At 64.0% G+C, this 7,997-nt stretch carries 9 protein-coding genes; 4 read left to right on the top strand and 5 right to left on the bottom strand.

What is annotated here, in order from left to right; translation table 11 throughout:
- The 4 genes from A985_RS29590 to A985_RS0122775 all read left to right on the top strand — a co-directional run.
- Positions 1-360: ATP-binding cassette domain-containing protein (locus A985_RS29590; RefSeq protein ID WP_039830742.1), on the top strand; the 360-nt coding region annotated here is incomplete at its 5' end.
- Positions 357-1,058, top strand: coding sequence for an ABC transporter ATP-binding protein (locus A985_RS0122785; protein WP_017235689.1), 702 nt, complete (start codon positions 357-359; stop codon positions 1,056-1,058). The genes A985_RS29590 and A985_RS0122785, both read left to right, overlap by 4 nt.
- 126 nt (positions 1,059-1,184) lie before the next feature.
- Positions 1,185-2,447, top strand: coding sequence for a Zn-dependent hydrolase (locus A985_RS0122780; protein WP_017235688.1), 1,263 nt, complete (start codon positions 1,185-1,187; stop codon positions 2,445-2,447).
- Complete coding sequence (locus A985_RS0122775) at positions 2,444-3,943, top strand: M81 family metallopeptidase (protein WP_017235687.1); 1,500 nt, start codon at positions 2,444-2,446, stop codon at positions 3,941-3,943. The genes A985_RS0122780 and A985_RS0122775 overlap by 4 nt, the downstream gene beginning before the upstream one ends.
- Positions 3,944-3,978: 35 nt before the next feature.
- Here A985_RS0122775 and A985_RS0122770 read toward each other — a convergent pair whose 3' ends face one another.
- From A985_RS0122770 to A985_RS26720, 5 genes are all read right to left on the bottom strand, one after another.
- Positions 3,979-5,007 carry an aliphatic amidase gene (locus tag A985_RS0122770; protein WP_026132312.1) on the bottom strand — a complete coding sequence of 343 codons (1,029 nt, stop codon included), beginning with the start codon at positions 5,005-5,007 and terminating at the stop codon, positions 3,979-3,981.
- Between the two features lie 79 nt (positions 5,008-5,086).
- Complete coding sequence (locus A985_RS0122765) at positions 5,087-5,440, bottom strand: FmdB family zinc ribbon protein (protein WP_017235685.1); 354 nt, start codon at positions 5,438-5,440, stop codon at positions 5,087-5,089.
- A gap of 52 nt (positions 5,441-5,492) precedes the next feature.
- Positions 5,493-6,731: a formamidase gene (gene fmdA / locus A985_RS0122760; protein WP_017235684.1), complete on the bottom strand. Its 1,239-nt coding sequence runs from the start codon at positions 6,729-6,731 to the stop codon at positions 5,493-5,495.
- A 68-nt stretch (positions 6,732-6,799) separates the two neighbouring features.
- Entirely contained in the window at positions 6,800-7,489 is a 690-nt protein-coding gene (urtE, locus tag A985_RS0122755; protein WP_017235683.1) for an urea ABC transporter ATP-binding subunit UrtE, read from the bottom strand.
- A 14-nt stretch (positions 7,490-7,503) separates the two neighbouring features.
- The coding region (locus A985_RS26720) for an ATP-binding cassette domain-containing protein (RefSeq protein WP_232424716.1) at positions 7,504-7,997 on the bottom strand (494 nt) is incomplete at its 5' end.

Below are 7,997 nucleotides of genomic sequence, written 5' to 3'. Positions count from 1 at the left end.
CTCGCGCTCACGCGTCATGCCGGCACCGCGGCGGGTGCGCTCTCGCACGGGCAGCAACGCCGTCTCGAGGTGGGCATGGCGCTCGCGGCGCGTCCCAAGGCGATCTTCCTCGACGAGCCGACGTCGGGCATGGGCATCGACGATCTCGACGACATGAAGCAGCTCATTCGCGGCCTGCGCGACGATCACACCGTCGTGCTCATCGAGCACAACATGAACATCGTGATGGACATCTCCGACACGATCACCGTCATGCAGCAAGGGCGCGTACTCGTCGAAGGCAAGCCGGATGCCATTCGCGCCGACGACCGCGTGCGCGCCGCCTATCTCGGCAACATGATTACCGGAGGCCGCGCATGATTCTCGACGTCGCAGGCATTCACAGCTATTACGGCAAGAGTCACATTCTGCAAGGCGTCACGCTGAGCGTGAGCGACGGCGAACTCGTCACGCTGCTCGGTCGCAACGGCGCGGGCAAGTCGACCACGCTCAAGACCATCGCGGGCGTTGTACCGCCCAAGGCGGGCAGCATCTCGTTCCTGGGCAAGCCCGTCGCCGGGCAACCGGCGCACCGAATCGCCGCACGCGGCGTGTGCTTCGTGCCCGAGCATCGCGGCATCTTCAAACTGCTCACCGTCGAGGAGAACCTCAAGCTCGGAGCCCGACGCGATTCGCCGTGGCAGCTTGCCGACATCTATCGCATCTTTCCGCGCTTGCAGGAGCGTCGCAAGAACGGTGGCGCGCAACTCTCTGGCGGCGAGCAGCAGATGCTGGCCATCGGACGCGCGCTGATGAATCACCCGCGCCTGCTCATGCTCGACGAGCCGGTCGAAGGGCTCGCCCCGGTGATCGTCGAGGAGATCGTGGCGCAGTTGAAGCTCATCAAGCAAGCCGGTGTCGCGATTCTGCTCGTCGAACAGAATCTGGAGGTCTGCACGCAGCTCGCCGACCGGCATTACATCGTCGAGCAAGGCGTGATCGTGTACGGCGCGGACAACGCCGCGTTTCTCGCGGACGAGGTCGTCAAGGACCGTTACCTCGGTGTGGGCGTGGCTTGAGCCGCGCGGCCCCAATTTCCCCCGAAGCGCGCCGCCACGCCCCCATGCGACGGGGCGAGCGCGTCACTCTGCCAACGCAGGCGTCAGCGCGACCGTCGCGGCGTCTGCCCTGAAGGACTGATGAACATGGAACGTCTCGATCAACCGGCAGCCGCAGTACGCGTCGACGGCGCGCGCCTGTGGGACAGCCTCATGCAACTCGCGCAAATCGGCGCGACCGAGAAGGGGGGCGTGTGCCGCCTCGCGCTGACCGATCTCGACCGGCAGGGTCGCGATCGGTTTGTCACGTGGGCCGAAGAGATCGGCTGCACGGTGCGTGTCGACGCGATCGGCAACATCTTTGCGCGGCGCGCCGGCCGCAACGACGCGCTGCCGCCCGTCATGACCGGCAGCCACATCGACACCCAGCCGACCGGTGGCAAGTTCGACGGCAACTACGGCGTACTCGCAGGGCTCGAAGTGCTGCGCACGCTCAACGACAACGGCATCGTGACCGAGGCCCCGCTCGAAGTCGCCGTCTGGACCAACGAGGAGGGGTCGCGTTTCGTGCCCGTGATGATGGGGTCCGGTGTTTACGCAGGCGCCTTCACGCTGGATCACGCGCTCGCGCAGAGAGATCGAGAGGGCGTCAGCGTCGCCGACGCGTTGCGCGCCATCGGCTACGCGGGCTCCGCGCCGGCGGTGGGTCAAGCGGGCGCGGTCGGCGCGTACTTTGAAGCGCACATCGAGCAAGGCCCGGTCCTCGAAGCGCATGGGAAGACGATCGGTGTCGTGCAGGGCGCCCTCGGTCAGCGCTGGTACGACGTAACCGTCACGGGCATGGAGGCCCACGCGGGCCCTACGCCCATGGAGCTACGCCGCGACGCGCTGCTCGCCGCCGCGCAGCTGATCCAGGCGGTCAACCGCATCGCCTGCGAGCACGCGCCCCATGCGCGCGGCACCGTGGGCTGGGTCGACAACTATCCGAATTCGCGCAACGTGATTCCGGGCCGCGTGACGCTCTCCGTCGATCTGCGCGCGGCCGACGACGCCACGCTCGACGCGCTCGACGCCAAGCTGCGCGCCGAGTGCGACGCGTTGCGCACGAACGGCATCGACGTCGCCATCGAGCCGGTCGTGTACTTCCCGCCGCAGCCGTTTGCCCCGGCACTGGTCGACGCAATTCGCTCGGGCGCGCAGGCACTCGGGCTGTCGTCGATGGATGCCATCAGCGGTGCGGGGCACGACGCAGTCTATCTGGCGCGCGTCGCGCCGACGGCGATGATCTTCGTGCCGTGCAAGGACGGCATCAGTCACAACGAAATCGAAGATGCCGATCCGGTGCATCTCGAAGCGGGTTGCAACGTGCTGTTGCAAGCGATGTTGCAACGCGCAGGAGGTGCCGCATGAAAGTGATGATCGCGCGGATGAATCACGAGACGAATACATTCTCGCCGGTGCCCACACCGCTCGACGCCTTCGGCCCTCTAGGACCCACGTATGACGAAGCGGCCTATCGCGACAACAAGGGCATGCGTACGGCGATGGCCGCGTTCATCGATCTCGCCGAGGCCGCCGGGGCGCAGATGGTGACCCCCGTCAGCGCTGCCGCCAACCCGAGCGGTCCGGTGGCGGCGAGCGCCTACGACGCCCTGTGCGACCGGATTGTGGCTGCGGCGAGCGGCGTCGATGCGATCCTGCTCGACCTGCATGGGGCGATGGTCGCGGAAAACAGCGACGACGGCGAGGGCGATCTGCTCGAGCGCGTGCGCGCCGCCGCGCCGGATACGCCGATTGCCGTTGCGCTCGACCTGCATGCCAACGTCACGCAAAAGATCGTAGAGAATGCCGATATCGTCGTGGGGTTCAAGACGTATCCGCACATCGACATGTACGAGACAGGCGAGCACGCCGGCCGTCTGCTCTTCGAAAGGCTCGCCGGCAAACGCCGCCCTCGCGTGGTATGGCAACAACCGCCGTTGATGGTGCATACGCTATGCAGCACGAGCCACGGGGGCGCGATGAAGCGCGCGCTCGACGCCGCGCGGCGCGCCGAAGCCGAAGAGGGTATTCCGGCCGTGTCGGTGTTTTCGGGATTTTCGCTCGCGGACATCCCCGCGCCTTGCATCAGTGTGGTCGTGACGGCGGGCGACGGGGAGAGCGGCGTGGCACATGCTCAGGCCGTCGCTGACCGTATCGCCGCGCAGATATGGGAGGCGCGTGACGAGTTCGTCTACCGCAGCGCGCCGCTCGTCGATTCGATTGTCGAAGCGAAGCGTCTGGCCGACGGCGCCGACAAGCCGGTGTTGCTGCTCGATCACAGCGACAACTGCATGTCGGGCGGCACGTGCGACACGATGGACGTGCTCGAAGCGGCGCTCGCGGCCGGGCTCACCGGCATCGGCGTCGGTCCGCTGTGCGATCCGGAAGCGGTCGCGACGTTGATCGCCGCAGGCGAGGGCGCCGAGGTGACGCTGGCCGTCGGCAACAAACGTGCGCTGACGCAATTGGGCATCGTCAAGACACCGCCGGTGCTCACCGGCATCGTGCGCAAGATCGGCGACGGCGAGTATGTCGTGAGCGGTCCGACCTATACGGGGCAACGCTGCTACATGGGCCGCACGGTGCTGTTCGATATCGGGCCGGCGCGCATCGTGGTGACGGAGCGCACGCACGAGCCGTGGGACCACGGCGTGTTCACCTGCGTTGGCCTCGACCCGCGCAACGAGCGCTTCCTGCTGCTCAAGTCCCGCATGTACTGCCGTCCGGTGTTCGTGCCGATCTCCGCCGGGCTGGTCGAATGCGACAGCGACGGCGTGACGAGTTCAAATTACGCGCTGTTCCCGTTCTCGCGCGTGAATCGTCCGGTGTATCCGCTGGATCGGGAGGTGAAGTTCGGCGGATGAGTACACGGTGGCGGGCCTTTACGGCCCGCCACCGCTCAACCTCCCCCACAAGGAATCCCGTCAATCGGGCACTCTTCAGTTCCGGGTGTCGAGCGGGTGATAGCCTCGACTTTGCGCTGCGTGCCTTGCGGGTCGGTGACCCAATCGCGGTAGAACCCGAACGGGCAATCGGCGACGCCGTTCGCGCTTTCGCCGGAATTGATCGTCCCGGTGTATCCGCGGTGAAGCAGCTTATACAGATGGTTTTGCGACTGCATGTTCTTGCGTGCGTCGCGAATCGCGCTCACGGACAGTTCCGCGTATTGCACGCCCATCTCTTCCTCGCCGCATTCACCGAGTGTGCGGCCGTCGAAGCCGACGATCGCCGAGTGGCCGAAGTACGAATACACACCGTCCCAGCCCGTCGCGTTCGCGACAGCCACATACGTGTTGTTCATCCACGCCATCGCCTTCGCCACAAGCACCTGCTGATCCTTGGCCGGATACATATATCCCTGACAACGCACCACCAGCTCCGCGCCGTTCATCGTGCAATCCCGCCAGATCTCCGGATAGTTGCCGTCATCGCAGATGATCAGACTGATCTTCAGCCCCTTCGGTCCCTCCGTCACGTAAGTGCGGTCGCCGGGGTACCAGCCCTCGATCGGTGTCCACGGCATGATCTTGCGATACTTCTGCACGATCTCCCCGCGATTGTCGATCAGCACCAGCGTGTTGTAAGGCACCTTGTTCGGATGATCCTCGTGCCGCTCACCCGTGAGCGAAAACACCCCCCACACATTCGCCTTGCGACATGCCGCCGAGAAAATATCCGTCTCTTCGCCCGGCACCGTCGCTGCGGTGTCGAACATCTCCTGCCGGTCGTACATGATCCCGTGCGTCGAGTACTCGGGAAAGATCACGAGATCCATACCGGGCAACCCCTGCTTCATGCCGACGACCATGTCGGCGATCTTGCGCGCGTTCTCCAATACCTCCGCCTTCGTATGCAAACGCGGCATCTTGTAGTTGACGACCGCAACGCCCACCCCGTCGCGGCTACTCGAAATATCTCCATGTCGCATGAGTCGTTACTCCTTCAAAACTCGCAGTTCCGACGCACGGCCCAGAGGCCCCGGGCCGTAACAAACCCTTCCAAGAGAATCAATGGCTGATCATCCATGGCCGTCCTGCCGGCCGCTTCAGCCCGCCCGTTGCCGTGGACGTCTGCCCACTCGCCCCCGCCAGCGCCACCTTGCCGCCGGCGCAGCAACTGCACCCTGATCGATGACGCGACGACGGCCCGTCGCCCGAATGACGCGGGGCATGTGCCGCCCGCTCGTTCGTGGCGTGCGCCGCACGACTCGCACCTCCCATCAACGCAAGCGATGGCGCCGTCATCACGCGCGTGCCCTCGCCCCCACAATCCGGGCAATGGCACGGCGTGTCGCGATCCGCCATGCGCCGCATGACAGCGAACGGTCCGCACGTCGCACATTCGAAGTCATAAATCGGCATCTCCGCCTCCTGTTGTCCTATGTCGTGAGTGATGCTCGTGACGCACGCCGCGTCAGCCCTTCACCAGATCCGGCGAACACGGCATGTCGACACTGCCCGTCACGTGACGAATCGGTCCGTCGGCATTCGGACGGATGTCGAAGTCGAAGATCTGCGTGGGCAACCACAGCGTCGCACATGCATTCGGAATGTCGACCACGCCACTGATATGCCCCTGCACCGGCGCACAACCGAGCAACGAGTACGCCTGCGCTCCCGAGTAACCGAACTTCTTCAGATACTCGATGGCGTTCAGGCATGCCTGACGATAGGCGACCGTGACATCCAGATAGTGCTGCCCACCCTGCTCGTCGACGGAAATACCCTCGAAGATCAGATAGTCGTTGTACGCCGGCGTAATGGGACTCGGCTGGAACACCGGATTGCGAATGCCGTACTTTTCCATGCCGCCTTTGATCACGTTGACACGCATGTGCACCCACCCCGCCATCTCGATGGCGCCGCAAAACGTGATCTCGCCGTCCCCCTGGCTGAAGTGAAGGTCGCCCACAGACAGCCCTGCGCCATCGACATACACCGGGAAGAAGACCTTCGACCCGCGCGAGAGATCCTTGATGTCGCAGTTCCCACCATGCTCGCGCGGCGGCACCGTGCGCGCGCCTTCGGCGGCCGCCTTGTTGCGCGCGTCGCCCGTCAGCTTGCCCATGTGCGCCGTCGCGGCGAACGGCGGGTTGGCAAGCGGCGGCACGCGGTCCGGCGCCGTCGCGATCAGGCCGACTTCGCGCTCGTTCCATGTCTGAAGCAATGTCGGATCCGGCAGGCAGCCGATCAGTCCCGGGTGAATCAGTCCGGCGAAATTCACGCCCGGAATATGCCGCGAACTCGTGTAAAGCCCGTGGAAATCCCAGATCGACTTCTGCGCATGCGGAAAATGATCGGTCAGAAAGCCACCGCCGTTCGTCTTCGAGAAGAAGCCGTTGAAGCCCCACTGACTGTCCTGCTTCGCACCGATGTCGAGCAGATCGACGACCAGCAAATCGCCGGGCTGCGCACCATGCACGCCCACCGGCCCCGAAAGAAAATGCACGATCGACAGGTCGATATCGCGAACATCGTCGGCGCTGTCATTATTCTTGATGAAGCCACCGGTCCAGTCGTACGTCTCAAGAATGAAGTCGTCGCCGGGATTCACCCAGCACGCCATCGGAATGTCCGGATGCCAACGGTTGTGCACCTGCTCGTTTTCGTACGCGGATTGGTTCAGGTCGACCTTGATGAGAGTTTCGGCCATTGCATTCGCTCCTGGTTTCAAATGCCGGCGCCAGACACCGGCGATCAATGACGCCACGCGGCGTCGGATTACACGGAGAGGTATTCGCGTATGCGCCCGGCATCACCGGCGTCGCGCGTGCTCTGATGAACGAAGCGCCCGCCCTCGATAACGAACAATCGGTCCGCCACGTCCATCGCGAAACTCAGCACCTGCTCGGAAACGACGACGGCGATGTTGCGCGTCGCTCGAATGTGATTGAGCGCCCGGGCAATGTCCTTGATGACGGACGGCTGAATCCCCTCGGTCGGCTCGTCGAGCAGCAGTACCTTGGGATTGGTCGCGAGCGCGCGCGCAATGGCGAGCTGTTGCTGCTGTCCGCCGGAGAGATTGCCGCCCTTGCGGCGGCGCATGTCGAACAGCACGGGAAACAACGCGTAGAGATCGTCGGGAACGGACTGGCTCGCTGCATTCTCGAGCCCGGTCTGGATGTTCTCTTCGACGGTGAGCGATGCAAAGATCTGACGACCCTGCGGAACGTAACCGATTCCCTTGGACACGCGCCGGAAGCTCTCGTCCCTCGATACGTCGACACCGTCCACACGAACGGTGCCGCGATTCGCGGGCAACATACCGATCAACGACTTGAACAACGTTGTTTTTCCCATCCCGTTGCGGCCCATCACCGCAACGCTTTCGCCGCTGGCGACGGAAAAGCCGATGCCGTGCAGCACCTCGCTCTGGCCATAGCTGACGACAAGATCATCGACTTCCAACATGATGTGTCCCCCGATCAGTGTCCGAGATAAACTTCGATCACACGCGGGTCGGATTGCACCTTGGCCATCGGGCCCTCGGCGAGAATCTTTCCCTGGTGCATCACGGTGACCTTGTGCGCGATCCGCTCAACGAAAGCCATGTCGTGCTCGATGACGATCATCGAGCGGTTGCGACAGATTCGATCGAGCAGATCAGCCGTCAGTTCGCGCTCGCGCACGCTCATGCCGGCAATCGGCTCATCCAGCATCAAAAGTTCGGGATCCTGCATAAGAAGCATACCAATTTCCAGCCACTGCTTTTGTCCGTGCGAGAGCAAGCCGGCTTCGAGGTCGAGCGAGGCCGACAGACCGATCTCGTCGGCAACCGATCGGACACGATCCGCAACCTCGCTATCCGTGCGGTAGAAAAGCGCGCCGAACACGCCGCGCCCACGCGGGAACGACACTTCGAGGTTTTGCGCGACGCTCAGGTTTTCGTAGATCGACGGCGTCTGAAACTTGCGGCCTA

The organism is Pandoraea sp. B-6, from assembly GCF_000282835.1.
GTDB lineage: Bacteria > Pseudomonadota > Gammaproteobacteria > Burkholderiales > Burkholderiaceae > Pandoraea > Pandoraea cepalis.
The sequence above is the reverse complement of the archived record's forward strand: the minus strand, read 5'-3'. Positions and strand labels throughout refer to the sequence as shown.

Excerpts from the sequence above, each read along its gene's own strand:
- A985_RS0122765 (WP_017235685.1), bottom strand. The coding sequence starts at position 5,440 with ATGCCGATTTATGACTTCGAATGTGCGACGTGCGGACCGTTCGCTGTC.
- urtE (WP_017235683.1), bottom strand. The coding sequence starts at position 7,489 with ATGTTGGAAGTCGATGATCTTGTCGTCAGCTATGGCCAGAGCGAGGTG.
- A985_RS0122785 (WP_017235689.1), top strand. The coding sequence starts at position 357 with ATGATTCTCGACGTCGCAGGCATTCACAGCTATTACGGCAAGAGTCAC.
- fmdA (WP_017235684.1), bottom strand. The coding sequence starts at position 6,731 with ATGGCCGAAACTCTCATCAAGGTCGACCTGAACCAATCCGCGTACGAA.
- A985_RS0122780 (WP_017235688.1), top strand. The coding sequence starts at position 1,185 with ATGGAACGTCTCGATCAACCGGCAGCCGCAGTACGCGTCGACGGCGCG.
- A985_RS0122770 (WP_026132312.1), bottom strand. The coding sequence starts at position 5,007 with ATGCGACATGGAGATATTTCGAGTAGCCGCGACGGGGTGGGCGTTGCG.
- A985_RS0122775 (WP_017235687.1), top strand. The coding sequence starts at position 2,444 with ATGAAAGTGATGATCGCGCGGATGAATCACGAGACGAATACATTCTCG.